This is a genomic window from Niallia oryzisoli (genome assembly GCF_043641075.1).
GTDB classification, from domain to species: Bacteria; Bacillota; Bacilli; order Bacillales; family Cytobacillaceae; genus Bacillus_BD; species Bacillus_BD oryzisoli_A.
The window spans coordinates 1,758,503-1,784,029 of sequence record NZ_JBHZRC010000001.1 but is presented as its reverse complement, the minus strand read 5'-3'; the positions used below and the strand labels follow the sequence as shown (position 1 = coordinate 1,784,029).

General features: G+C 41.9%; 21 protein-coding genes. 16 read left to right on the top strand and 5 right to left on the bottom strand.

The features are described from left to right. The first annotated feature begins 94 nt into the window (after positions 1-94). From ACHUFV_RS09015 to acnA, 15 genes are all read left to right on the top strand, one after another. Complete coding sequence (locus ACHUFV_RS09015) at positions 95-1,276, top strand: MFS transporter (protein WP_394233239.1); 1,182 nt, start codon at positions 95-97, stop codon at positions 1,274-1,276. Between the two features lie 169 nt (positions 1,277-1,445). Beyond that, the gene (locus ACHUFV_RS09010; RefSeq protein ID WP_394233238.1) at positions 1,446-2,213 is read left to right on the top strand and encodes an electron transfer flavoprotein subunit beta/FixA family protein; all 768 of its coding nucleotides are present in this window, start codon (positions 1,446-1,448) and stop codon (positions 2,211-2,213) included. Positions 2,214-2,253: 40 nt separating this feature from the next. Continuing rightward, positions 2,254-3,225 (top strand): electron transfer flavoprotein subunit alpha/FixB family protein, encoded by a 972-nt coding sequence (locus tag ACHUFV_RS09005; protein WP_394233237.1) that lies wholly within the window; start codon positions 2,254-2,256, stop codon positions 3,223-3,225. A 24-nt stretch (positions 3,226-3,249) separates the two neighbouring features. Next, positions 3,250-4,443 (top strand): CaiB/BaiF CoA transferase family protein, encoded by a 1,194-nt coding sequence (locus tag ACHUFV_RS09000; RefSeq protein WP_394233236.1) that lies wholly within the window; start codon positions 3,250-3,252, stop codon positions 4,441-4,443. 10 nt (positions 4,444-4,453) lie between these two features. Next, positions 4,454-5,422 carry a hydroxymethylglutaryl-CoA lyase gene (locus ACHUFV_RS08995; protein ID WP_394233235.1) on the top strand — a complete coding sequence of 323 codons (969 nt, stop codon included), beginning with the start codon at positions 4,454-4,456 and terminating at the stop codon, positions 5,420-5,422. Positions 5,423-5,464: 42 nt separating this feature from the next. After that, a complete protein-coding gene (locus ACHUFV_RS08990; RefSeq protein WP_394233234.1) occupies positions 5,465-6,625 on the top strand; it encodes an acyl-CoA dehydrogenase family protein in 1,161 nt (386 codons plus the stop codon). 26 nt (positions 6,626-6,651) lie between these two features. After that, positions 6,652-7,458: an enoyl-CoA hydratase/isomerase family protein gene (locus ACHUFV_RS08985; protein WP_394233233.1), complete on the top strand. Its 807-nt coding sequence runs from the start codon at positions 6,652-6,654 to the stop codon at positions 7,456-7,458. Further along, the gene (locus tag ACHUFV_RS08980; RefSeq protein WP_394233232.1) at positions 7,424-8,890 is read left to right on the top strand and encodes an MmgE/PrpD family protein; all 1,467 of its coding nucleotides are present in this window, start codon (positions 7,424-7,426) and stop codon (positions 8,888-8,890) included. Before ACHUFV_RS08985 ends, ACHUFV_RS08980 begins: the two co-directional genes overlap by 35 nt. Before the next feature lie 34 nt (positions 8,891-8,924). Further along, the gene (locus tag ACHUFV_RS08975) at positions 8,925-9,758 is read left to right on the top strand and encodes a fumarylacetoacetate hydrolase family protein (RefSeq protein WP_394233231.1); all 834 of its coding nucleotides are present in this window, start codon (positions 8,925-8,927) and stop codon (positions 9,756-9,758) included. Positions 9,759-9,885: 127 nt separating this feature from the next. Continuing rightward, positions 9,886-10,104, top strand: a complete 219-nt coding sequence (locus ACHUFV_RS08970; RefSeq protein ID WP_394233230.1) for a Spo0E family sporulation regulatory protein-aspartic acid phosphatase — start codon at positions 9,886-9,888, stop codon at positions 10,102-10,104. Between the two features lie 44 nt (positions 10,105-10,148). Further along, on the top strand, positions 10,149-11,288 hold the full coding sequence (locus tag ACHUFV_RS08965) for a cupin domain-containing protein (protein WP_394233229.1): 1,140 nt from the start codon (positions 10,149-10,151) through the stop codon (positions 11,286-11,288). Positions 11,289-11,319: 31 nt separating this feature from the next. Continuing rightward, positions 11,320-12,504, top strand: a complete 1,185-nt coding sequence (locus ACHUFV_RS08960; RefSeq protein WP_394233228.1) for an FAD-dependent monooxygenase — start codon at positions 11,320-11,322, stop codon at positions 12,502-12,504. A gap of 128 nt (positions 12,505-12,632) precedes the next feature. After that, positions 12,633-13,844: a CaiB/BaiF CoA transferase family protein gene (locus ACHUFV_RS08955; protein ID WP_394233227.1), complete on the top strand. Its 1,212-nt coding sequence runs from the start codon at positions 12,633-12,635 to the stop codon at positions 13,842-13,844. A 14-nt stretch (positions 13,845-13,858) separates the two neighbouring features. Continuing rightward, positions 13,859-14,800 carry a hydroxymethylglutaryl-CoA lyase gene (locus ACHUFV_RS08950; protein ID WP_394233226.1) on the top strand — a complete coding sequence of 314 codons (942 nt, stop codon included), beginning with the start codon at positions 13,859-13,861 and terminating at the stop codon, positions 14,798-14,800. Between the two features lie 24 nt (positions 14,801-14,824). Next, positions 14,825-17,470 (top strand): aconitate hydratase AcnA, encoded by a 2,646-nt coding sequence (gene acnA / locus ACHUFV_RS08945; protein ID WP_394233225.1) that lies wholly within the window; start codon positions 14,825-14,827, stop codon positions 17,468-17,470. Between the two features lie 102 nt (positions 17,471-17,572). On the opposite strand, the gene ACHUFV_RS08940 is transcribed toward acnA, so the two are convergent. From ACHUFV_RS08940 to ACHUFV_RS08920, 5 genes are all read right to left on the bottom strand, one after another. Next, positions 17,573-18,970, bottom strand: coding sequence for a hypothetical protein (locus ACHUFV_RS08940; protein WP_394233224.1), 1,398 nt, complete (start codon positions 18,968-18,970; stop codon positions 17,573-17,575). Between the two features lie 211 nt (positions 18,971-19,181). Then, a complete protein-coding gene (locus ACHUFV_RS08935) occupies positions 19,182-20,240 on the bottom strand; it encodes an AbrB family transcriptional regulator (protein WP_394233223.1) in 1,059 nt (352 codons plus the stop codon). A gap of 136 nt (positions 20,241-20,376) precedes the next feature. Continuing rightward, on the bottom strand, positions 20,377-21,339 hold the full coding sequence (locus tag ACHUFV_RS08930; protein ID WP_394233222.1) for a VOC family protein: 963 nt from the start codon (positions 21,337-21,339) through the stop codon (positions 20,377-20,379). A 59-nt stretch (positions 21,340-21,398) separates the two neighbouring features. Further along, positions 21,399-22,568, bottom strand: coding sequence for an acyl-CoA dehydrogenase family protein (locus ACHUFV_RS08925; protein WP_394233221.1), 1,170 nt, complete (start codon positions 22,566-22,568; stop codon positions 21,399-21,401). Positions 22,569-22,592: 24 nt separating this feature from the next. Continuing rightward, positions 22,593-23,486 carry an alpha/beta fold hydrolase gene (locus ACHUFV_RS08920; RefSeq protein ID WP_394233220.1) on the bottom strand — a complete coding sequence of 298 codons (894 nt, stop codon included), beginning with the start codon at positions 23,484-23,486 and terminating at the stop codon, positions 22,593-22,595. A gap of 172 nt (positions 23,487-23,658) precedes the next feature. Between ACHUFV_RS08920 and ACHUFV_RS08915 the strand changes: the two genes are divergently transcribed. Then, entirely contained in the window at positions 23,659-25,452 is a 1,794-nt protein-coding gene (locus tag ACHUFV_RS08915) for a V4R domain-containing protein (protein WP_394233219.1), read from the top strand. Positions 25,453-25,527 lie beyond the last annotated feature (75 nt).

Genomic DNA, 25,527 nt, shown 5'->3' with positions numbered 1-25,527 from the left:
TGATTGCTAGTTAATAAAAGCTCTCCAGATTTGGGGAGTCCTTTTTTATTTACTATTTTTTTTAGCTTGTACTTATATTCTGGCGGTGAATCTATTGAATTATTACATTATTATCCTAATGAATACGATCCTTATTACTACGATTACGGGGATTAAGCCTGTTGTTTCTCTATACGCCTATTCCTTAGGTCTTTCCCCTCAAGAAATCAGTATGATCATCGCTAGCTCTGCAATCTTTCCAGCCTTATTGGCCTTACTGATTGGCAAATGGGTAGATCAAATTGGAACACGTCTCATGGTGATCATAGGGAATATCATGTATTTGATTGCCTTATTGTTAAGTATCATGTTCCCATCCTTTTTCATTTTTTTAATCCAGTTGGCTATGGTTGGGGTTGCTTCTACCTGCCTAATGCTTGCCTTGCAAAAGAGAATTGGCAACTTAGGAGGCGACATCGATCGGGTGGTAGCCAACTACAGTCTGTTTGGCTCTCTTGGGGCAATGATTGGCCCCATTATGAGTTCCTTTCTGTATGATTACTACGGGTATCATATCTGTATCTTTTTTAATATGCTGCTCATTGCCATCGCTTTGTGCAGCGAGGTGGGAATGAGGAATTTAGATAAAGAGAACTTACAAAAAACAGTTGAAAGCCAACAAGCAAATTTACAGAGCAGCGAATCGATTTGGATCCTTATGCAAAACCGTGATATAAGGAATGCAATTATTATTGGAGGATTGATTTTTTCATATCGAGAGCTGTTTACTGTGTACTTTCCTTTGCTTGCCGGCAATATGGGCATCAGTCCTACTATGACAGGGGCTCTCCTCTCATTCAGCGGTCTGGCCATGCTCGTTATTCGATTTACCCAAGCGTCTCTCGTTCGCTCTTTTGGCCGGATGAGAATTCTTACATGGTCTCTTCTCGTTACTAGTATGATTTATCTTGTCACTCCTTTTTTCCCTTGGATTGTCGTTCTTTTTGTGTTGGTTGGTATTTTAGGAGCAGGTCTAGGTCTTGCACAGCCGCTTAGCACTGCGGCACTTCTGGAAGGAACCTTACCCGAACGTCATGGAGAAGTACTAGGCGTTCAGATGATGATTAATCGCGTCTCCCAATTTGCTATTCCGGTCATCTTTGGAGGACTGGGCGGATTGCTTGGCGTTTCCGCTATTTTTTGGGGCAGTGGGCTTGTTCTTACGGCCTTTGGGTATATAACGCGCCCCTTGCCTGTGCCTGTCGATAAGCCTAAGAATCAGAGACAGCATTTATAGTTTTTATGATCGATAAACTGCTGAAAAAACCATATATAAATCATATGGGAAGACTATTTTATAGATATTAGTAATATGTGTGATCGTGTGTTAAATTTTAAATATACAGATTATTCAAAAATGTTTTTTTCTAAGCGAATAATGATAATTTTACTTTCAGGAGGTTCACATGAATATTTTGGTGCTGCTTAAGCAAACATTTGACACAGAAGAGAAAATTGTACTCTCCAATGGAAAAGTAAGTGAAGACGGAGTGAAATACGTCATCAATCCTTATGATGAATACGCTGTCGAGGAGGCAGTGGCTATTAAGGAAAAACACGGTGGAGAAGTAACGGTTGTGACAATTGGCCCGTCACGCGCCGAGGCTGCATTACGTACAGCTTTGGCGATGGGAGCTGATAAAGCAATTATCGTGGATGATGAATCTGTTTTCGGTGATGAATATATGATTTCTAAAGTATTAGCGGCTGTGGCAAAAAGAGATACCTATGATTTGATATTAGGCGGATATATGGCGGTTGATGATGGAGCTGCACAGGTTGGCCCACGCTTAGCCGAAGAGCTGGGGATCGCACATATTTCTACCATTACAAATATGGAAGTGGATGGAGCCGTTGTAAAAGTGGATAAAGATGTGGAAGGCGATGTGGAAATCATTGAAGTAAGCATGCCTGTACTGGTCACTGCACAGCAGGGCTTAAATGAACCGCGTTACCCTTCACTTCCGGGAATTATGAAGGCAAAGAAAAAACCAATCGAACGGCTTACTGCAACTGACTTAGGTTTAAACATTGAAGAGATTTCTTCGAAGACAGAAGTACTTGAACAATATTTACCACAGCAAAAAACGGCAGGGAAAATTCTCCAAGGTGAACTTCCTGAACAGGTCTCTGTGCTCATAGAAGCGCTTCGCTTTGAAGCAAAAGTCGTGTAATCAAATCGGGATAATAAACAATTAAGGGGGAAAGGCATCAATGAGTAAAGATGTGTTAGTTGTTGCAGAAAAACGAAACGGTGGTTTGAGAAATGTATCATTTGAAGCACTTGCTGCTGCCAAAAAAATAGCGGACGGCGGGAAAGTGACGGCGGTATTATTTGGCCAGGGAGATCACAGTGATGCGGGGCAGCTGGCGCAATATGGAGCAGATCAAGTCTACCTGGTTACCAACGAGGAACTGAATACTTATTCAACGGATGCATTCTCGCAAGCGTTTACAGAGGTATTTCATAACGTAAATCCGGATGCCATACTGCTCGGTCACACAGCTTTGGGGCGTGATTTGGCACCAAGAGTAGCTGCTCGTCTTGGACTTGGCTTAGTATCCGATTGTACAGATGTTGAAGTGAATGGGGATGAAGTAGTTTTTGTTCGCCCAATTTATGCAGGTAAAGCGTTCCAAAAGAAAAAAATAACGGACGGAATCATTTTTGCTACGATTCGTTCGAATAATATTGCCAAAGGTGAACCGGATGCGGGGCGTACAGCAGACACGATTGAATATAAAGCGGACATAAAGGATATTCGCACTATTATTAAAGATGTTGTAAGAAAAACAGCAGGTACCATTGATTTAACAGAGGCTAAAATTATTGTTTCAGGTGGACGCGGAGTGAAAAGCGCAGAAGGCTTCAACCCGATTAAAGAGCTAGCGGATGTACTGGGGGCGGCTGTTGGTGCATCCCGTGCGGCTTGTGACGCAGGCTATTGTGATTACTCGATGCAGGTTGGTCAAACAGGGAAAGTCGTAACACCTGATTTATATATTGCATGCGGCATATCCGGTGCAGTTCAGCACTTGGCTGGGATGTCTAATTCCAAAATTATCGTAGCGATCAATAAGGATCCGGAAGCCCCTATTTTCAAAGTGGCTGATTATGGAATAGTCGGAGATTTATTCGAAGTAGTACCAATGTTAACCGAAGAGTTCAAAAAGGTTCCGGTATAAAGAGAAAGAGAGAGGAGAAAACAGATGGCTAATATTCTTTCGGGTCTTACAGTTGTAGATATTACGCAAAACGTGGCAGGTCCGTTTTGTTCACAAATGCTAGGTGATTTAGGAGCAACAGTTATCAAGATTGAACGTCCGGGACATGGAGATGATACGAGGCATTGGCATCCGCCGTTATGGGGAGGAGAATCCTCCACATTTCTAGCGTTAAATCGCAATAAGAAAAGCCTTTGCGTTGATCTTAATCATCCAGACGGACAGAAAATTGTTCATGAATTAGTCGAAAAGGCAGACATATTTATCCATAGCTTGAAGCCAGGGAGTGAAGACTCTCGCGGACTTGGCTATGAGACACTATCTGAAATCAATCCTTCCTTAATATACGCTGCAATTAGTGCGTTCGGTGATAAAGGGAAAATGAAAAACAAGCCAGGCTATGACCCGCTTATACAAGCGTACAGCGGCATTATGAGTTTGACAGGGAATGAAGGGGATGACCCAGCACGCGTTGGCGTATCGATTGTGGATATGGCAACAGGTATGTGGTCTTTGATTGGTATACTAAGCGCCCTTCACCAACGTAATGAAACTGGAAAAGGCTGCAAAGTAGCAAACAGTCTGTTAGAAACGGGAGTTGCATGGGTTACATTACAGCTTTCTACGTTCATGGCTTCTGGAAATCTACCGAAGAAGATGGGAACGGGAATGGCGACGACGGCACCTTATGAGGCTTTTAAAACGAAGGGTGATCAATGGGCAATCATTGCGGCTGGTAATAATCGACTGTTCAAAAATTTATGTGCAGCGCTTCAAATGCCTGAGCTAGTCGAGGACCCTAGATTTGAATCCAATTCAACAAGGGTCCAAAACCGTAAAGAGCTACATCGATTAATAGAAGAAGTCACCTTAGGCTATGAGGTAGATGAACTTGTCAACTTAATGGCGGAATACAATGTACCAAGCTCACCAATCAATACATTGGATCGGGTACTCCGCGATGAACAAATAAATGCTCTTTCACTGATTAAACCTGTTGAAGATTTTCGAGTTTCTGATTTCCGAATGGTTGATCTTCCATTCCGAATCAATGAAGAAAGAGGTAACCTTCAATCACTGCCGCCGCTGCTAGGGGAGCATACGGATGAAATTCTTAGCTCTTTAAATTACTCAAAAGAAGTTTTGGAGCAGCTCAAGAGCAAGAGCATTATTGGTTAGGAGGCAGACGATGAATTTACCCCAACGCGTTGAATTGTATGAGGTAGGGCCAAGAGAAGGCTTTCAATCGGAAGCAAACACGATTCCGACGGAGGACAAGATAGCATTGATTAACGCATTGAGCCATGCGGGACTTAGAAACATTGAGGCTACATCCTTTGTCAGTCCGAAATGGGTACCGCAGATGGCAGATGCAGAAATGGTGCTGACAAGGATTGATAGAGTGCCAGGGGTGGCCTATCGGGCGGCATATTTAAATTTGAAAGGACTTGAGCGTGCGCTAGCCAACAATGTTACATTAGACGGAAGTCTAGTTCTATCCGCTAGCGATGCCTTTTCGAAGCGGAATATGAATAAATCGACAAGTGACATGCTCGAAACACTGCCAGAATGGATTGAGGCCTATCAAAAGGCAAATATTCCTGTAAAACAGATGGGATTTATGGCCTCCTTTGGCTGTAACTTTGAAGGATATATTCATTTGGATCATTTGTTAGACATTATGGGCAAGGTTATTTCCTTAGCGGAAAGCTATGGAGAACGGATTCAGAAAGTTAAATTAGCTGATACGATGGGCTGGGCCAACCCGGAACAGATTAAGCGAACCGTTCGTGCGATACAAGATAAATGGCCGGAACTAAATATACATTTACATCTGCATGATACACGCGGGCTGGGACTTGCAAACGTTTACGCCGCGCTACAGGAAGGCCTGTGGGAATTCGATACGGCAGTTGCAGGACTTGGAGGATGTCCCTTTGCTGCAGTAAAGGGTGCACCAGGGAATATTTCTACAGAGGATGTTGCATTTTTATGCGAACAAATGGGCATTGATACAGGACTTAACTTAGAATCCTTGGTTGAATGCGCCAAAATGGCTGAAGAGATTGTAGGACGAGAGCTCCCTGGGCATCTGTCAAAAGGCGGTGTACTCTCAGGTATTAGACCGCATTCGTGGATGCAGGTACAAGGATCATAAACTACTAGAAAAATATAATCATAGAACATGGAGGAACGAAAGATGGATTTTGAATTTACTGACCTACAAAATGATATTCGCGCGGGAGTGAGAGAAGTTTGTTCTCGGTTTGATTTAGATTATTGGAGACAATCCCATGAGGAACATACCTATCCGACAGAATTTGTAAAAGCTATGAGTGACGCAGGCTGGTTAGGTGCATTAATTCCGGAAGAGTACGGTGGTTCTGGGTTAGGTTTTACTGAGGGGGCTATTATCTTAGAAGAAGTTAACCGTTCTGGTGGAAATTCCAACCAAGTTCATGCCCAAATGTATACAATGGGTGCTCTTCTAAGACACGGAAGTGAGGAACAAAAGCGTAAATATTTACCGCAAATTGCAGATGGTTCCTTAAGATTGCAAACGTTTGCTGTTACTGAGCCAGATGCTGGTACGGACACTACTAAAATTAAAACCTTTGCTGAGAAAAAGGGAGATCGTTATATTATTAACGGTCAAAAAATCTTCATCTCCCGTTTTAACAACACAGATTTGATGCTGCTTCTTGCTCGTACAACACCGCTCGACAAAGTAGAAAAGAGAACACATGGCATCAGCTTGTTCCTGATTGATACCCGTGAAGTTGGAAACGGGATTGAATCAACGAAAATTTCTACAATGCTAGGCGGGGATACGAATCAGTTGTTCTTCAACGACCTTGAAGTACCTGAGGAATGCTTAATTGGTGAAGAAGGAAGAGGACTTTATTGCGTAATGGACGGAATGGTTGCAGAAAGAATTCTTGTATCCGGTTCTGCGCTTGGTAACGGTAAGTGGTTTATTGATCAGGCAGTCAAGTATGCAAACGAGCGTGTTGTATTTAACCGCCCTATCGGTCAAAACCAAGGCATTCAGTTCCCAATTGCGCAAGCCTATATGGAGCTTCAAGCTGCGGAGGCGTTGATGTATAAAGCAGCAACAAGATTCGATAACAAATTACAGGCTGGTGCAGAAGCAAATATGGCGAAGTACTTGTGCTCTGAGGCTGCCTATCATGCAGCTGAAGCGTGTATGCAAACGCACGGCGGCTATGCTGCAGCAAATGAGTACCACATCAACCGTAAGTGGATGCAAGCTAGAATGATGAAGATTGCTCCAATTTCCTCAAACTTAATTTTAAGCTATGTAGGTCAGCACGTATTGAAAATGCCAAGATCATATTAAGAAGTTAGGAAGGGAGGGCGACTTTTGTGAGTATTGTGCTAGAATCCTACGAAATGTTGAAGGTTGAATATAAGGGTGAAAATAACGAAATTTTGGTTGTTACGTTAAATAGACCAGAAGTAATGAATGCGATGAATACTCAAATGCTCGAGGAAAGGCTAAGGCTTTTCCGTGAGCAAGCCTACAACGAAGATTTAAGATGTGTTGTTATTACAGGTGCAGGAGAGAGAGCGTTCAGTACTGGAGGAGATTTAAAGGAACGCAACGGAATGAGCGACGGCACTTGGAAACGTCAGCATCATATTATTGAGGACTTAGTTCTGTTAACACGGGATTTTCCGGTACCTGTTATCGCTGCAGTGGAAGGCTATGCCCTTGCCGGTGGATGTGAATTGGCACTGTCAACTGATTTTATCATCGCTTCGGAAACAGCTGTTTTCGGCTTGTCAGAAGCATTAAGAGGGATTCTTCCGGGTGGTGGAGGCCTGCAAAATTTAGCCAGGGCGATTGGTGTACGACGAGCAAAGGAGCTTATCTACACAGGCCGTAAAATTGATGCGGCATTAGCATATGAATGGGGCATGGTCAATCGAGTCGTCTCCAAAGGAAAGGCGCTGGAAACTGCACTGGAATTAGCGGAAAAAATAGCAGAAACCGCTCCAATGGCCGTTAGAGCAGCAAAGGTCTCAATCAATAAAGGTTCTGACACAGATTATCAAACTGCATATGCTCTGGATATTTCTGCATACAACCAGTTGGTAACATCACAAGACCGGTTAGAGGGAGTGGCAGCTTTTAATGAAAAGCGTAAACCAAGATGGAAAAATCAATAATTTGATGTCAAGGCTTACTACCTTTATTACGGAATCATCCTATGAAAAGCTTCCAGAGGAAATGGTGGAATTAGCCAAGAAGGCAATCATTGATACCCTTGGGGTGGCCATAGCCGGGTGGAATGAACCTGCCGTAGAAAAAGCTAAAAATGTATATGTCTCGCCGCAGGAAAGCGGGCTTGCTGGTGTCTCCTCGCTTTGGGGGGAGCAAGTAAAGGCTGATTGCGATAAAGCAGCCATCATTAATGGAACGGCTTCCCATGTGCTGGATTATGACGATGCTTCTGTTGGTGTCGTCATCCATCCTAGCGCTCCGATTCTGTCTGCGATAACACCTCTTGCCGAGAAGCTTAAAAGCTCGGGTAAGGAAGTCATTACGGCCTACAGCATTGGCACGGAAGTCATGATCCGGATTGGGCAAGTGATGGGGATCCGGCATTATAATCTCGGCTGGCATGCAACCGATACATTGGGCACAATTGGAGCGGCGGCAGCTTCCTCCTATTTGCTTCATCTTAATAAAGAGCAATGCTCTCATGCCATTGCCATCGCTGCATCAATGACAGGCGGGCTGCAGAAGAATTTCGGTTCCATGACAAAGTCGCTGCACGTAGGATTATCCGCCTCTCATGGCATTCAAGCGGCCATCTTAGCTGAACAGGGCTTTACTGGGAATCAAGATATTTTTGGAAAGCGCGGCTTTTTCATGGCATTTAGCGGCGGTGCCGACGAGGAGGAGCTACAAAATACGATGGACTCCATCGTATTCGGAGAGCCCTACGATATGCTAGAAGGACTATCCGTTAAAAAATTCCCTTGCTGCTTCGGTACGCATCGCTTTATCCAAGGAGCGCTTGATCTCAAGGATGAGTATCAGTTGAGCTTAGAGGATGTAGAAGAAATTGTGCTTCAGGCACAGCCGAGAAGTCTATTGCCATTAGTTCATTCCCGTCCTGTAACTGGACTACAAGGAAAGTTCAGTGCGGAATATACCGTACTGGCAGCAATAGCCGACGGATATGTGAGACTGAGCAGCTTTGAGGACAATCAAGTGCTCCGTGCAGATATTCAGAAGCTGATGCCTGCAGTCAAGGTGTTGGAATTGCAGGAATCTGATGAAGACAAGCGGCTTAATCGAAGATTAGCTGTAGAAATTAGAATAAAAACAACGAATGGGCAAGTGTATGAAAAAACGGTACAACACGCACCAGGCTCCAAAGAAAAGCCATTGAGTGAAGCAGAGCATCGAGAGAAGTGGGTCAGCTGCTTGAGCCACTATGCCCAGTCTTCACTTAAACATAGCAGTATAGAGCACATCGCTCATGAGCTGTATGACCAAGGTTTGAAAATAGACTCATACACAAACTTTAGTGATTGGATTAACAGGATACACAACCAATTGAATGATTATAAACCAAAACAGATGATTTGATTCAATAAGGGAATCAAGTGGAAGGAGTATCATAATGAAAATTGCATTGTTCAACGAAAATCTTGTTGGTGTTGTCGATGGCAGCAGTGTGATCGATATTACTGAATTAACTGCATGGAACAGTGAGGAACCGCAAGCATCCCTAATCAAGCTGATGGGAGAATTTGAAGCTTTGAAACCAAAGATTGAGGCGGGTCTAGCATCTTGTCCTGTATACCAAGTTTCTGATGTTGCGCTTCGTGCCCCTGTTCCAAATCCGAGTAAAATCGTAGCAGCTCCTATCAATTATATTCTGCATAAACAAGAGATGAATACCGCGTTAACGGTAGACGGTCTGGGCTTTTTCCTTAAGTCGCCTTCTTCGATTATTGGACCGGCCCAAACGGTACTATTGCCGTTCAGAGACCGAAGAGTGGATCATGAAGCGGAAATTGCTTTCGTAGTTGGTAAGGAAGCAAAGGATGTCAAAGCAGAGGATGCGTCCCAGTACATATTCGGATATCTTGCTTTAATGGACATTACGGTCCGTGGTAAGGAAGATCGTCCATGGCGCAAATCCTTCGATACCTTTACACCAATCGGTCCATGGATTGTGACAGGGGACGAAGTGGAGAACCCGAATCAATTACAAATGAATTTGTGGGTGAACGATGAAATTAGACAATCAGCCAACACGAGTGATCTTATTTATGATTGCTATAAGTTCTTTGAGGCGGCTTCCAGTGTCATGACCCTGCTTCCGGGAGATATTATTACAACAGGAACACCTGAAGGCGTAGCTCCTATTACACAAGGAGATACCGTACGCATCCACATCGAAAGAATCGGCGAATTTTCTGTACAGGTGGACTACAAGCCAGGAATCTAATAGAGATAAAGACAAAAAGAAATCGATTTTGAAATCAAAAGATAAGATTTTCTAAAACCCTAAATGAAGTGTAAAAAAGAAAATTTTTAGTAGCTTTATAGATTTATAGCAGAATGGAATGGTGACTATGAAAATTCAAAAGAAATATACAGAAATGGATAGATTGGAACATAAGATCAATCAATTGAGAGAAGAAATGATCCAATCAGCTGCAGCTACTGGTTTAAATAGTCACAGGACCATTTATTATAGTCAGAAATTAGACAAACTCATCATAATCTATCAAAAGCATTTTTATTACTATGACTCGAACGAAGAAGTGTTTCATGACGATAAAATTGTTTAAGTGATCTTTGTGATTAAACGTTATGACGAAAGTGGGGGAAGTAGATGTCGGAACATAAAGCAAATCAAAAATGGACACCGGAATTGCAGGATTTCCACCAGGAGCTGAAGGATAAGAATATGGGTCCATTATGGGCTTCGGTTTTCAGCTCTACACAGCCAAAGCCGCGAGCCGTTCCATATTTATGGAAAAAGGAGCTGATTCTCGATGCGCTTGACAAAGCCAAGGAACTACTTGCGGTAGGTACGGGTTCGATTGACCGACGTGCCGTGTATTTAGTTAATCCAGGGATGAAGCATTTGGAGCCACACGGATGGGGCGGGGCAACACAAACGTTGTATGCTGCTGTGCAAGCGCTTAATCCTGGAGAAATAGCTCCATCTCACAGGCATATGACATCAGCACTGAGGTTTATTATGGAAGGTCATGGCGCATCCGGCATTGTGAATGGTGTGAAATATCATTTCGAACCAGGAGACTATGTCATTACACCGGAGTGGACCTGGCACGATCATGTGAATGAAGGAAGCGAAACGGTGCTATGGATGGACTGCTTAGATATCCCTTTCACTTCAGCGCTTACAAGCTCCTTCTTCGAGTTGTATCCCGAGGAGCAGCAGCCAGTTGAATTTCCTGTAGATTACGGTACAAAGCGTTATGCAGGTGGTATGGTACGACCAATTTCAGATCGCAAGCCTTCAGCTGCACCGCTTGGACGATATACATGGGGGTTAACGAAACAAGCGCTGGATGGGCAGAGTGAATTGAATCCAGATTTATTCGATGGTTTCGCGGTGGAATATATCAATCCTTCCACAGGTAAAGATGCAAATGGAAGAGTCGGTGCCAGAATGCAGAAGCTGCCGATTCAATATAAGGGCAAAGCACACCGCCATGTGCATAGCTCAGTCTATCATGTGCACAAAGGCAGCGGGTATACGGTAATGAACGGTGTTCGTTTTGACTGGGAAGAGGGTGACTTCTTCGCATTGCCTGCCTGGACATGGCATGAGCACGTGAATACCTCTGAAACAGAAGAGGCATTTTTGTTCTCTACGAATGATCTTCCGATTTTGGAACCTTTTGGATTTGAGCGAGAAGAAGCGTATAAAGAAAATGGCGGGTATCAGGAAATCAAATCTATTTTTGAGAGCGATCGTTCAGATGCAATAGTAATAGATTAATAGAATCATAATAATTGATGGGGTGATTGTAATGGGAGAAGTGAAAGAGGTTATCGTTGTAGGCGGCGGCATAGGGGGGTTAGCTGCTGCTTTAGGAATTGCTAAATTAGGAAAAAAAGTAACGGTGCTTGAGCAGGCACCACAGTTTGGTGAGGTGGGAGCCGGATTGCAGGTAGCTCCAAATGGCTTGCGGGCGCTTGATGCTTTAGGAGTCTTGGATGAAGTCTATAAGAACGCGGTGTTTCCACGCCGACATGTGTTCATGGACGCACTGAGCGGTAATGAGCTATCTGCCGTGCAATTTGGAGATAAATTCCGTGAGAGCTTCGGGTATCCATACATCGTTATTCATCGTTCAGACCTGCATAGTGTTTTACTGAAGGCTTGTCAATCTTTAGATAATGTTTCTTTCTTAACTAATCATCGATTGGAGTCTATTAAGGAATTCGATGATTATGTTGAATTACGTTGTGAAAATGGAGAGGTACTGAAAGGAGAAACGGTAATCGGTGCGGATGGAATCCGTTCGATGACACGTAAATTAGTCAGCCAAGCAGATCCAGTTGTCTCTCAGTACGTGGCATATCGTTTTACTGTTCCAATGTCAGAAATGACGATTGATATTGATTGGGACGAGAAATTAACATGGATTGGTCCTGGCATTCACTTAGTCCAATATCCGGTGCGCCACAAGAGTGTCATTAACCAGGTAGCCGTATTCAAAAGCTACAAATTTAGTGAGAACTCTGATGATTGGGGAACAGCAGAGGAACTCCATCAAATGTTTTCTACTAGCTGTTCTACTATTCAGGAATCACTCAAGTTTGCAGACCGAGGATTAATTACAAAGCTGTTTGATATCGAACCGCTGGAAAAATGGTCAACTAATCGCGTGACGCTGTTGGGCGATAGTGCTCATGCAATGCTGCAATATCTGGCTCAAGGTGCTTGTCAGGCTCTTGAAGATGCCGTTTGCTTAACGGAAAAAATCCGAGAGAACGGATCAAATATAGCCAAAGCATTGGACGAATATCAACAGGAACGCATTCCAAGAACAGCACAGGTTCAACGTGGAGCAAGGACCTGGGGAGAAATCAAGCATGCTGAAGATTCGGTTACAAGACTTCTTCGCAATACAATCATGCTGAACCGTTCGGCAGATGATTACGAGTATTTGGAGTGGTTATATAAAGAGAGAAAGTTTTCCACTGTTTAAAACATTGGAGATTGCTTTTCACTCAGTACTTTAAAGGCTATATTCCTTCTTACATCCTAGGATATAGCCTTTACGTTTACTAATTAATAGAATGATTTGATTATATAAATTCAAGGGCGTGATCATACATGAAATCTATTAAAACGAGAGGTCCCTTAGAGGGTATCCGCATTCTTGATCTATCAACGGTTATTGCTGCCCCCTATGGTGCCGCACTTCTTGGAGATTTTGGGGCAGAAGTGATAAAAATTGAGATGCCAGAGGTCGGAGATCCATTGCGGAATCTAGGCCCCTATTATAATGGGGAAGGATTAAGATGGCCGGGCATGTCAAGGAACAAGAAATCCATTACGTTGGATTTGCGTCAGGAAGAGGGGAAGGAAATACTAAGGAAGCTGGTTAGCAAATCAGATATGGTGATTGAAAACTTCCGAACCGGTACATTGGAAAAATGGGGAATCGGCTATGAGGACCTAAAGGAGTACAATCCTGATTTAGTTATGATTAGGGTAACGGGCTATGGACAGACTGGACCTTATTCGCATAAAGCAGGTTTCGGTACACCGGCAACAGCTTTCAGCGGGTTTACGTATTTACACGGCTATCCTGATCGCCCGCCAATTAGTCCATCTTTTTCCTTAACCGATTATGTAACAGGAATTTACGTTGCTTTTGCAGCCGTTACAGCCCTGTACCATAGGGATTGTCATGATGAAGGATCAGGTCAATACGTAGATGTCAGCTTATATGAATCAATGTTCAGAATGATGGAATTTTTGATATCAGACTACGACCAGACTGGCAACATCAAGGATAGATCACCAGGATTGAGCGGTCACTCAGCACCGGCCGGGAATTTCCTAACAAAGGACGGACATTGGATTATTTTGGTTACAAGCTCTGACAAGACCTTTGAGCGTTTGGCAAAAGCGATGAACCGCGAGGATATGCTGACAGATGAACGATATCATACCAATTCAGTCCGTTTGACACGATTTGATGAAGTAAATGGGATTGTCTCTGATTGGGTGAAAACGAAAACGAAGGATGAACTCCAGCATCTCCTAGACGAATGTGGCGTTCCTATGAGCCCAATCTACAGCATCAAGGATATTTTTGAAGATCCGCAGTACAAGGCGAGAGAAAATATTGTGGAGGTTGACCATCCACGTCTGGGTAAGGTTAAAATCCCGGGTGTTGTTCCAAAATTCTCTGAAACACCGGGTTCTATCAGGCAAATTGCACCGGATCTAGGCGAGCATAATGATGAGATTCTTATAAAACTCTTAGAGCTGGACGAAGGAACCATTGCAAGTTTAAAAGAGAAAAAAGTGATATAGAGGAGTGTTCGAATTTGGCTAGTAATAAAGAAGTTATCATTACTGAGGTTTGTCCAAGGGACGGTTTTCAAAGCGTCAGCGAATGGATTCCAACGGAAGAAAAAGTCAGAATTATCAATCAATTAATTGATTGCGGTTATAAACAGATTGAGGTTACCTCCTTTGTGCATCCGAGAGCGATCCCGCAATTAAAGGATGCGGATGAGGTATTGAAAAAAATCAAACGCTCGAAGGATGTAAAGCTGAGAGCGCTGGTTCCAAATACACGTGGTTTGGAGAGAGCCATTGCAGCTGGCGTAGACAAGGTGAAGCTGATGTTGTCCGCTTCCGATTCACATAGTATAAGCAATGCAAACTGCAAGACGGAAGAAGCATTTGAGAGGTTTGTACCGTTAGTTGAACTTGCGGAAAAAAACGGTATGAAGGTGTCAGGTTCAATTTCTGTTGCGTTTGGCTGCCCTTTTGAAGGTGAAATTCCTGTTGAACGTCTTGCCATGATATGTGAAAAGTATCGTTCGTTAGGAATCAACGAAGTGTCACTTGCAGATACGACGGGGATGGCAAATCCGATCCGAATTAAAAACAATGTTCGTGAATTAAGACGGAGATTTCCAGACTTCACTTTTTCTCTTCATCTTCATAATACAAGAGGCATGGCATTTGCTAATGCCGTGGCAGGGTGGGAGGAAGGCATTGTTCATTTTGACAGCTCCTCCGGCGGATTGGGTGGCTGCCCGTATGCACCGGGTGCAAGCGGCAATATCGCTTCTGAGGATTTGATTCACGGATTTGAGGAAATGGGCATCCATACTGGTGTTGCCTTAGATAGAGTGTTAGAGACAGCTAAGGATATCCAGCAGAGTCTTCCACAATATGTAGACAGCTTTATACTAAAAGCAGGCAAATGCTCGGACTTATCTACACGTCCAAAGACACAGCAGAAGGTTAAGCTATAGTTAGGGAGAAATGGAGGATTACCAGTGTATCAGCAAACGTTAAGTACTGCCAAAGGACCTGTTACCGTCCACAGTCTGCAAATGTTGGAGGGGAATGGGAGGTTGATGGTGGATGACTTGCCATATACAAAGAGAATTTTACTTGAATCACTTATGCGAAATCAAAGCAGGCTCGGGCTAACAGAAGAGGATTTAACCAATTTGGCTTCAAGGATAATCTCTAATAAAAAGGTTGAAATTCCATTTTTGCCTACACGAGTCATTATGCAGGATGCATCGGGGGTTCCATCATTAGTAGACCTGGCGTCGCTTCGTCAGCGGTTGGTGGAGGAAGGAATTAATCCCTATCAAGTAAATCCTGTCATTCCCGTTGATTTAGTCATCGATCATTCGGTGCAAGTAGACGATTTTGGATCAGCATCATCTTTTTCAAAAAATCTTCACATGGAATATGAACGTAATCAAGAAAGGTATGAATTTTTAAAATGGGCGCAGCAATCATTTAAAGGTCTCCGCGTCGTTCCGCCGGCCAATGGTATCATCCATCAAGTCAATCTGGAATGCTTGACAAAGGTTATACAAGTAAAGCATCAAGATCAGTTGGAAGTGGCACATCCCGAAATAGTCATCGGTACAGACTCCCATACTACAATGGTGAATGCATTAGGCGTGCTGGGCTGGGGGGTTGGAGGTATTGAAGCGGAAGCGGCGATGCTCGGAATTCCTGTTAGTATCTCAGTGCCTGAAGTGGTGGGTGTTGAAATGACAGGGCAGCTGAGAGAGGGGGTAACGGCGACGGATGTCGCTTTAACGATAACTCAGCTTCTAAGAAAGCATAATGTCGTGGGCAAATACGTTGAATTCTTTGGTCCCGGTCTAAAGAAGCTTTCCCTCCCCGATCGGGCGACCATCTCCAATATGGCGCCGGAGTATGGGGCAACCTGCGGCTACTTTCCTGTTGATGAGGAGACGTTAAAATTTTTGCGGATGACGGGTAAACAGGATGAAGAAGTTGAGCTTGTGGAGCGATATTGTAAAGTGCAGGGCCTATTCCATGTACCAGATACAAACAGGAAGAATAAAGCCTATTCTGCAATAATTAAATTTGATTTAGAGACGGTGGAGGCAAGTGTTTCGGGTCCAAAGCGACCGCAGGATAGAATGCCGATATCCGAGGTAAGACATTCATTTCCAAAGCCCCTTACAGCTGGTAGATCTAAAAAAATAGAAACCAAGAGTACAGGACTTACGGATGGCTCCATTGTGATTGCAGCCATCACTAGCTGTACCAATACATCCAACCCTTTCAATATGATAGGTGCAGGACTGTTAGCAAAGAAGGCCGTGGAATATGGTTTATCCGTACCTAGAACGATTCAGACTTCTTTGGCACCTGGATCAAAGGCTGTTACAGCATATTTACAAAAAGCAGGATTACTTCCTTATTTGGAAAAGCTGGGCTTCTATCATGCCGGTTACGGATGTGCAGTATGCGTAGGTAACAGCGGCAAACTGGACGAAGAAGTCGAAAATAAGATTCGGGAGCATGATTTGACGGTTGCTGCCGTATTAAGCGGAAATCGAAATTTTGAAGGACGCATTCATGCCTTAGTCAAAGCCAACTATTTGGTGTCGCCTCCTTTAGTTATTGCCTACGCTATTGCGGGTACGATGGATATTGATTTAGAGAGAGAACCACTGGGCCTATCTAAATTAGGAGAAGAGATTTATTTGAATGATATTTGGCCGAGTTCAGAGGAAATCACCAGCTTAGTAGATTCCACGATTTCATCGGATGTATATCGACAAGCTTATGAAAATGTATTTGAAGGTGACGAGAGATGGAAAGATCTAGCATATGTTAATCATCCAATTTTCAAATGGAATGATCAGTCCACGTACTTTAAAGCGTCCCCTTTTTTCAAAGCGGAAGTTAATGCACATCAGCCAGTAGATATTCAGCAAGCTAGAGTTTTGTTAATGGTAGGTGATTCAATTACTACAGACCATATTTCTCCAGTCGGCCACATCCCGTATGAGAGTACCGCTGGACAATACCTTATTGAGCAGGATGTCGAACCCGTCAACTTCAATTCTTACGGTTCTCGCCGAGGAAATTATGAAGTACTTGTCAGGGGGACTTTTGCCCATCCAAGGCTAAAGAATAAGCTAGTAGATAGACCAGGTGGTTTTACCCTTCATATACCGAGTGGGGAAGAACTCGATCTATATTCTGCATCCATGAACTATCAACAGGAAAATACACCGCTGATCATCTTAGCAGGCAAAGACTACGGAATGGGGAGTGCAAGGGATTGGGCCGCTAAGGGCACCTACCTTCTCGGCGTCAAGGCGGTCATTGCTGAAAGCTTTGAACGAATTCACCGCAGTAACCTAGCCATGATGGGGATTGTGCCCCTTCAATTTTTGCCAGGGGAAAACGCGGAAACGTTAAATCTGACTGGTCTAGAGACTTATTCCATTCTCGGATTGAATGAGCCGCTCAGTCCGAACCAACCGGTGAGGGTGGAGGCCAAGAAACCAAATGGCTCAAAGAACTCATTCCATGCAATACTGCGATTGGATACTCGTATGGAGATTGAGCTTTATTTGAAAAGGGGTATTTTTCAGAGTATCTTAAACCAATGGGAAAAGAGTTTGACAAGTTGATAGATTTAAATCGCGTAACATGAAAAAAGGAGAACTTTTAACGGTTCTCCTTTAGTTATTGAAAAAGGTAATATTTTTTTATAAAAAGTACTTATCCAATGATTATATTAAAAACATCGCCACAATCGTTGTCACAACTAAACCGATGGTAACTGGCAGGAGGTTTCTGCGGGCAAGCTCAAATGGATCAACATTACAAATGGCCGCTGCGGGAATAAGTGCCCAAGGGACAAGTGTACCGCCGCCTACCCAAATGGCCGCAATTTGACCAAGTGCTGTTAACGTAGCTGCTCCCGAGCCAATAGCGGTCGCGAATAGACTGGCAATGGAGCCTGCTAATGAAATTCCGGAAAATCCGGATCCATCAAGGCCTGTAATCGCACCAACAGCCGTTAATGTAATAGCGGCAATCTCTTTGCTTATAGGGACAACAGAAGCAAGGGCAACACCAAGGTCATTAACAATCCCATGGGACGTTTCTGGTAGATAGTCACCAATAATGGTACTGAAACCAGAATCCCCTAAATAGAAGAACGCAGCAATCGGAATAACAGGACCGAAGACTTTAAATCCAAATTGAAACCCTTTGATTAAAAAATCGGTTGTTTGTTCAAGTCCTTTCGCTTTATAACTTGTGAGAGATATCATAATTAATATTAATACTGACGTTCCTCCGATTAAGGCTGTCGCATCACCGCCTGTTAAATCAAGAATGGACATGGCAGCAACATCAATGGCGAAAAAAATAGGGATTAGCAAAGCGAAGAAACGTTTTTGATTAGTGGAAAGGAGAGTTGGTTGGGAGGTTACTGGTTGATCATCTGTAACATTAGAAGTGGCGGTGAGCTTACCGAGTTTGATATCCCTCTTGAGAAAATAAAAGGCGCATAGCGTTGTAACTACTCCCATTACAATCACAAGGGGAATGCTGGCTGATATCACCTCTTGAACAGGGAGACCCGCAGCATCTCCTGTCAGCTTAGGTGCTGCCTGAATGACAAAATCACCTGAAAGGGCAATTCCGTGGCCAAATAAGTTCATGGCCATAGCTACACCCAATGCTGGAAGGCCTGCTCTTAGCGCTACCGGAAGAAGTACGGCACCGAGTAAGGCAACAGCTGGTGACGGCCAGAAAAACCAAGAGATAATCATCATGAGGATACCAATTGTCCAATAGGCTAGTGTAGGATTGCGAATCAGTTTTCTAAAAGGAGAAATCATGACATCGTTTATTCCTGTAGACGTTAAGGTATGACTCATGGCTACGATAATGGAAATCACAAGAATCGTTGATAGTAATTCTGTGATTGCGTAAATAAAGCTGTTAAAAATACTGCTGACGGAATGACTTATGCCGCCAGTGGCAGTAATCGCAATGAGGAAAATTCCAACGATACAAACAATCGTCGTGTCTTTTCTCATGATCATAAATCCGATAATAAGAGCAATAAAAACAACATATATCCAATGAAGAGCTGTTAACTCAACCATTCCAAGCATAATCACTCACCTCAATCCTTTTGATTTAGAATATGAGAAACAGGGTGAATGGGTGTGCTCAAAAACCAAAGCAAAATATGTCAAAGAGTTCCTAAGAGAAACATAAAAAACGCTCTATTAATTATTAAAATTATTAGAGCGTTTTTAGGCAAAATATTTACTAATAAATGAATAATTATCCATAACTTTACGGCTACTTTTTAGGGACACATTAACTTTTCATAATAATGTCTTGGTCTAATTCTAACGCTTGTTTTTTTGCTGTAAACATATAGTAATATTTTAAGGCTGGCATTACAAACAAAAAGATAAATAAGAGCCTGAATAGTTGGAAGACGGAAACTGTCGATATATCTGCATGAATCGCATCAGCCAGTAATACCATTTGATCCAGTCCACCTGGTGCTGTACTTAAAAAGCTTGTTGCGAACGAAAAGTCTAAAGTATAGGAAATGATAAAGCTAGTACCGTAGGTTATTGCGATTAAGCCAACGGAGCTTAAAATACCTGCTACTAAATAGCGGAAAGGCAGCTTGATCATATGCGGCTTTAACATGAGACCAATATGAGCACCAATTAATAGCTGTGCACCATTCATGACAAGAGGCGGGACAGGTGCTAAGTCAAATGGTGTGAATTGCAAACCAATGATCAGAAGAATGGGTGCTAAAAAATAGGCGATTGGCATTTTAAAGCATTTAGCTACATAAGCAAAGCCACAGGACAGTATAAATAATAGGACTAGACTATATGACATAGAGATATTTGCTGTTGACTTGCTTACTATATGGCCTGATACAATAAATGGAATGACCACAATGACTAGTAGCAGACGCACAATTTGGAAATAGGTAATCGCTGCTAGATCGACATCCTTTTCTTCCTCAGCAAATAGAAGAATTTGACCTAATCCACCTGGAATGGTTCCTAGAATCATCGACTTTAACGATAGTTTTGACCATTTACTTAATAGAAACGCCAATGTAATGGAACTAGCAATCAGGATAATGTTTAAAAGAATCATATAGAGTAATAGGATACCAGCGCTTCTAAAAAGAGATAAGTTGAATTGTTCACCAATGGCAATTCCTACAATGACAATTCCTATATTCTGCAGTCTTGGCGACCATGACAATGTTCCTTTATAGAAAAATTGAGCAGTAATAATGGAAAATATAGGACCCAGCATCCATGGAATGGGGATATGTATCAAGCTAAATACATAGCCGCCAATGACAGCAAGCAGTAATAACTTTACTATACCTTTCAAGATTATCACCCCTTCTGATCTATCTATAAATTTTCTTACTAAGAAGGGATTTTTAGCTTAATATAAATAACGAAACTATCAGCATTCCCTTTTGATACGTACAATCAAAAGGGATGCTGATAGTTTGAACGTTTTGTTAAGCTTTTACAGGTTGTTGGTTAACGTCATCGCGTCGACGATCACCCCAGAAAGTAGAGCCATATTTCAGGTATTCATCGTAGCTCCATTTAATAGGTTCCCAATCTGGCTCAAAGATGAGGTAGCTATTAGTGAAAATTTCAACGCGCAGGCCGCTGCCCGGATCTTTCACATAAATATACATCGCCTGAGAAATACCATGTTTACCAGGTCCAACAAAGCCAACTTCATTTTCACATAAAATGTCAGCTGCACGTAAAATGTCGGAAGAGTTATCCAGCCAGAAAGCGATATGATGCATTTGATTTGGTTCAACTGAAGGTTTCGACATCATCGCCATATCATGTACTAAATTGGTCACACTCATCCAGCCAACTACTTGTTTATCATCAGAATTTACTAAATATTCACGCAATTTAAAACCTAATGTTTCTTGTAAGTAGGTAACAATCAGGTGATTATCCATCGATGTTTGCAGATTGACATGGTCGATGCGGCGTGGCGAAACACCTTTTGCCCAAGATTTATAGACCTGGTTTTTTAGCACTGATTTGCGGCCTTCTTCTGCTTGTGGTTTTTCCATATCAAAATAAATCTCGAAACGGTGTCCACTTGGTAATTCAAAACGAATGGCTTCGCCTTGACCAGCTTCTTCACCAGGGGCAATCCAGCGTACCTCTGTTCCTGCATCCTCTAATAGACGGGCAAAATTTGCAACATCTTCCCGGCGTTTTGCTTTCCAGCCAATATGATCGATATAAGACGTTTCACCTGCTGTAATGGAAAGTGTATGGTGTTCAAAGTCACCCCAGGCACGTAAATAATGTGTACCATTGACCTCTCGTGTTTCCTCTAAACCGATGATTTCCTTAAAGAACCATAATGATTTTTCTAAGTTCTCTGTTACTAATGCAACATGTCCTAATTTTGCAATTTCTGGCGCGTATATAAATTTTTCCATCAACTTCACCTCAGGATTTTTATAGACCGTGAACTGGTAGATTAAAATCTAGCTGTTTATTAGCCTTGAATATTTGTTTGGATTCCAAATAAATGTCTTCCATAGCCGTGAATTCCATCTTCGTATAAGGAGGTTATATGTGTCCCAATCGCCATTAAATCGCGTGTAAACATCTCAACCGGGTGACCCTTTAATAGCGCATGTCCGCCAAGAGTTAACAAGCTTTTCACACCAATTTGTACGCACTTATCAATAATAGATGCCCGAATCGCTTTATATTTTGCCCCTTCATAAGGACCGCCTTTATCTTCTTCCATCATCTCAATGTAACGGTTTAAAAGTAATCTTGCCGCTTCCATTGCTAAGTTTAATTCCGCAAGTACACGTTGACTTGTAGGAGATTCTTTTTCTGCAACACCTGAGAAGCGAACACGGCCTGCTGTATGTTTTTCAAACTCAGCTAAGACACGTTCTGCTCCGCCAACAGCCATGGCCGCAAAACCAACATAGAAGCCAGGATAGAAAGGCGTGTTATAGTATAGATAATCTTGATCGAAGTCCTTTTCCGGTGGCTGACTGCATGCAATGATTTTACTGAAACGAAGAATCGCTTCAGGCTTCACAAAAACCTTGTCAACAATCAATGTATTACTGCCCGAACCGCGTAAACCGAGAGAATCCCAGTTTTTCACAACCTCTAAGTCTGATACCTTTAAGAGGATGCCCACACGTTCAGGTTTATCAGAGTCATCAAATTTCATAAAAGCCCCGACGCCAACCCAGTCAGAATAGTTGATTCCGCTTACAAAGTTGTATGTTCCGGAAACATAATAGCCGCCTTCAGTTTTTTCTACCTTTCCTACAGGTGCGAAAACATCTGCGACAAATCCGCCTTGGTTCACAACTTCATCGCGTAATGGCTTTGGTAAATAGGATACCCATGCATTGTGTATGGAGAAGAAGCAAGAGAGCCATCCAGCGGATAGATTATGATAGCTGACCGTTTTTATCATATCTACAAATGTTTGCCAGTCAAGCTGTGGGTAACCATACTCTTTCGGAAGAATTAAACGATTAATTTCCTCTTCGCGAATGATGTTGGCAACATTTTCTGAAATTGTGCCATCTTTATCTGCCTGTGCTGCTTCAAGCTCTGCCGCCTGACCAATTCTTTTTGCTTTTTCAATAATTTCATCATAAAGAATTTTATTTTCAACAAGAAGTTCCATATAATTATTCCTCCCAAATTAAATTTATTTTGCTGTTGCAGCTTCTTCAACTTTAAGTCCAAAAAAGTCAATGACGAGTTTATTAACCAGTTCAGGTTGATCTGTTTGACATTGATGTCCGCAGTTGTTAATGTACGTAAACTCGATGTTGGGCAGTAATTTTTCCAGTTTATAAGCTGTTTCAATAGGTGCAACACCATCATTTTTGCCCCAAATGAATCTTCCAGGAATTTTTAGCTTTGGTAGGGAATCTTTAATACAGTATCGGTCCCATAACTTTGGATCATTATTCATTTTTTCTAAATAATCATCGAATGCTTTATTTGCTTCTCGTACACCTGGTCGGTTTGCAGCTTGATGGCGTAATTGGATTAATTCTTCTGGAACTTCCGCGCCATTAGAGTTTCTAGTCATAAACCTACGAAGTGCTTCCTCCGTGTAATCGTAGCCGATAACCTCTAAAAATGATCGTAATTTTCTTTCCGGTACTTCCTGCATGGCTTGATAAATCGTGTTACTGCCAATATAAACAACCTTTTTTACTTTTTCTGGATGGTCAATTGCATATTTAGCTGCAATATAAGCACCTTGTGAATTACCAACTAAGTACACTTCATCTAAACATAATGCTTCAATAAAATCATGTACATGATCCACTAAGCTTTGGTGTCCGTTTACAGGCCATGCATGTGGTCTTGTGTCAGTATAGCCCATGGATATTTGGTCCGGTGCAAATGCACGATAGCCTGCTTCTGCCAAAGCCGGTAACATCAAACGCCAGCCTGCTGCGCCGCAAGCACCTGGGCCTGCTCCGTGTAAAAGAATGACGGCTGGTCCTTTTGTACCTGCCCATGAATAATGTGTACGAACTCCATTTGCTAGCACCCAGCTATTATGAAAACCTTCGAAAATTGACATGAGTTTTACCTCCGTTGTTTGTTGTTTGTATTTGAGTATGATTTGAGTATACATACTTGATTTTTGAAATATAATAGTAATTTTTATTGAAAACCCTTTAATATTCTTTAAAAATTATTGAAATTCATTATTTTCTGAATTATATTTAAAACAAAAAGGGGAAAATGTGCTTGTGAGTGATCTCTTAATTGATTCAATGGGAACGAAGAATATTTTAATGTCGGCCAATGCTTTTCTCACATTAAAAAATAATTTAAATAAAAATATCGGATCATATAAAACAAAGGGGTTTTTGTTTCGCTTTGGGAAGGAATTTGGCATGGAATCAGCTAAAAATCATCTCAAAAATGGTAAGAGGACGAAGAAAGTTGGTAAAATGCATTCAAGACTTGGACATGTAAAGGATGTTACATTCACGGGGGAAATTTTGAAGCACTCAGACGGTACAATTGAATGTATTAATGCAAGGGGGAAATGGGTAGAGTCGTTCGAAGCTGAGCTGCATGTAAAAAATTACGGCTATGCAACAGAATGTATTTGCCACACATTATGTGGATTTGCCAGTGGGGCATTATCTTATGAATATGGAGAATCGATTATTGCGATTGAAACAAAGTGTGTGGCTAAGGGAGACCCTTGCTGCGAATATGAAATTCGTCTTGAACAAGATTGGTTACCAGAGCAAGAGGAGTTAATCAACTTGTATCAAAATGATAATATTTTGTCGGAATTAGAAATGACCTATGACGCGCTGTTGCATCATAAGCAAATGCTTGAAAAAATATCAAAATTCCATAGCCAGCTCACAAAAAAGGTGACAGATAAACATTCAATGGATGAGATTATTCGAACGGCTTACCAATTGTTAAACATTCCAATTTTAATTGAAGATATCCATGGAAATCAATTAAGCCAAGTCGGTTTAACTGAGAAGCAATTACAAACCATTAAAAACAGCCAATCAAACCTAAAATATTTAGGAGATAAACAATCTGCATCCTACTATGCAGGACCTTCTTATGAAAAATTAGTCTCACCTGTACTAATTAATAATAAAAATTACGCAAGATGCACATTTTTTTATTTCCCTCCCCAAGAAATAGACGATAATGATTATTTATTTTTAGAAAGAATATCGACTGTTATTGCGTTATGCATTTTATATGAGGAGGCACAGTTTGAGGAACAGCGGCGTATGAAAAGCACCATATTAGAACGATTAATTCATCATCAAAACATTCAGGACATTGAATCTTATTTTAAATTTTTGCCATTTAAATTTCAGCCGCCATTCTCCACCGCTGTCATTCATATTGATAGAATAAAGCCGAATAATGAGATGATTGACCTACATGAACAATTAATTCAACTTTCAGCACTGATAAAAAAGTGGGAGCTGCCGAGTATTTTTGCTGTGGTTGGAGAAGAAATTACGCTATTAACCTCACAAAATATCGATAAACAAGCCTCCATCAAAAAACTTAATAAAATCTTTCAGCAAATGGAGAAGCAAAACAATAATTATAAATATACATTAGGTATCAGCAGTGCTTTTACAGATTTAAAACAATTTGATCGAACGTTGAAAGAAGCACGCATTGCACTCAGGTTTCCCAATAAACAACTGATTACCGATTATGAGGATTTAGGTATATTAGGGGATATCGCTACAAATATGAGTGTGGAGCAACTGCATGAAATGTCCAAGAAAACATTAAAGGATTTGTATCATTTCGATGACCCGCGTAAAAAGGAGCTGCTGCATACGCTTTATGTTTATTTATTAAACGGGCAGCGCTTAAAAGAAACGATGGAAGAACTGGCATTATCGATCGGCGGAATTCAATACCGAATTAAGCAGATTGAGGAACTGTTGCAGGTTACGGTTAAAAATGCTTCAACATCCGCTTATATTTTATTAGTCATCCAGGCACTAATTTTGTCAGGAGAATTACAATTTGATTAAGAAAAAACTCATCGAAAATGGGTAACCAGGATTGATGAGTTTTTTATTTAAGAGGTTTGTTTTTAGTATACCTAC

Excerpts from the sequence above, each read along its gene's own strand:
- ACHUFV_RS08940 (WP_394233224.1), bottom strand. The coding sequence starts at position 18,970 with ATGCTTGGAATGGTTGAGTTAACAGCTCTTCATTGGATATATGTTGTT.
- ACHUFV_RS09000 (WP_394233236.1), top strand. The coding sequence starts at position 3,250 with ATGGCTAATATTCTTTCGGGTCTTACAGTTGTAGATATTACGCAAAAC.
- ACHUFV_RS09005 (WP_394233237.1), top strand. The coding sequence starts at position 2,254 with ATGAGTAAAGATGTGTTAGTTGTTGCAGAAAAACGAAACGGTGGTTTG.
- ACHUFV_RS09010 (WP_394233238.1), top strand. The coding sequence starts at position 1,446 with ATGAATATTTTGGTGCTGCTTAAGCAAACATTTGACACAGAAGAGAAA.
- ACHUFV_RS08970 (WP_394233230.1), top strand. The coding sequence starts at position 9,886 with ATGAAAATTCAAAAGAAATATACAGAAATGGATAGATTGGAACATAAG.
- ACHUFV_RS08975 (WP_394233231.1), top strand. The coding sequence starts at position 8,925 with ATGAAAATTGCATTGTTCAACGAAAATCTTGTTGGTGTTGTCGATGGC.
- ACHUFV_RS08965 (WP_394233229.1), top strand. The coding sequence starts at position 10,149 with ATGTCGGAACATAAAGCAAATCAAAAATGGACACCGGAATTGCAGGAT.
- ACHUFV_RS08995 (WP_394233235.1), top strand. The coding sequence starts at position 4,454 with ATGAATTTACCCCAACGCGTTGAATTGTATGAGGTAGGGCCAAGAGAA.
- ACHUFV_RS08955 (WP_394233227.1), top strand. The coding sequence starts at position 12,633 with ATGAAATCTATTAAAACGAGAGGTCCCTTAGAGGGTATCCGCATTCTT.
- ACHUFV_RS08930 (WP_394233222.1), bottom strand. The coding sequence starts at position 21,339 with ATGGAAAAATTTATATACGCGCCAGAAATTGCAAAATTAGGACATGTT.
- ACHUFV_RS08990 (WP_394233234.1), top strand. The coding sequence starts at position 5,465 with ATGGATTTTGAATTTACTGACCTACAAAATGATATTCGCGCGGGAGTG.
- ACHUFV_RS08925 (WP_394233221.1), bottom strand. The coding sequence starts at position 22,568 with ATGGAACTTCTTGTTGAAAATAAAATTCTTTATGATGAAATTATTGAA.
- ACHUFV_RS08960 (WP_394233228.1), top strand. The coding sequence starts at position 11,320 with ATGGGAGAAGTGAAAGAGGTTATCGTTGTAGGCGGCGGCATAGGGGGG.
- ACHUFV_RS08980 (WP_394233232.1), top strand. The coding sequence starts at position 7,424 with ATGAAAAGCGTAAACCAAGATGGAAAAATCAATAATTTGATGTCAAGG.
- ACHUFV_RS08920 (WP_394233220.1), bottom strand. The coding sequence starts at position 23,486 with ATGTCAATTTTCGAAGGTTTTCATAATAGCTGGGTGCTAGCAAATGGA.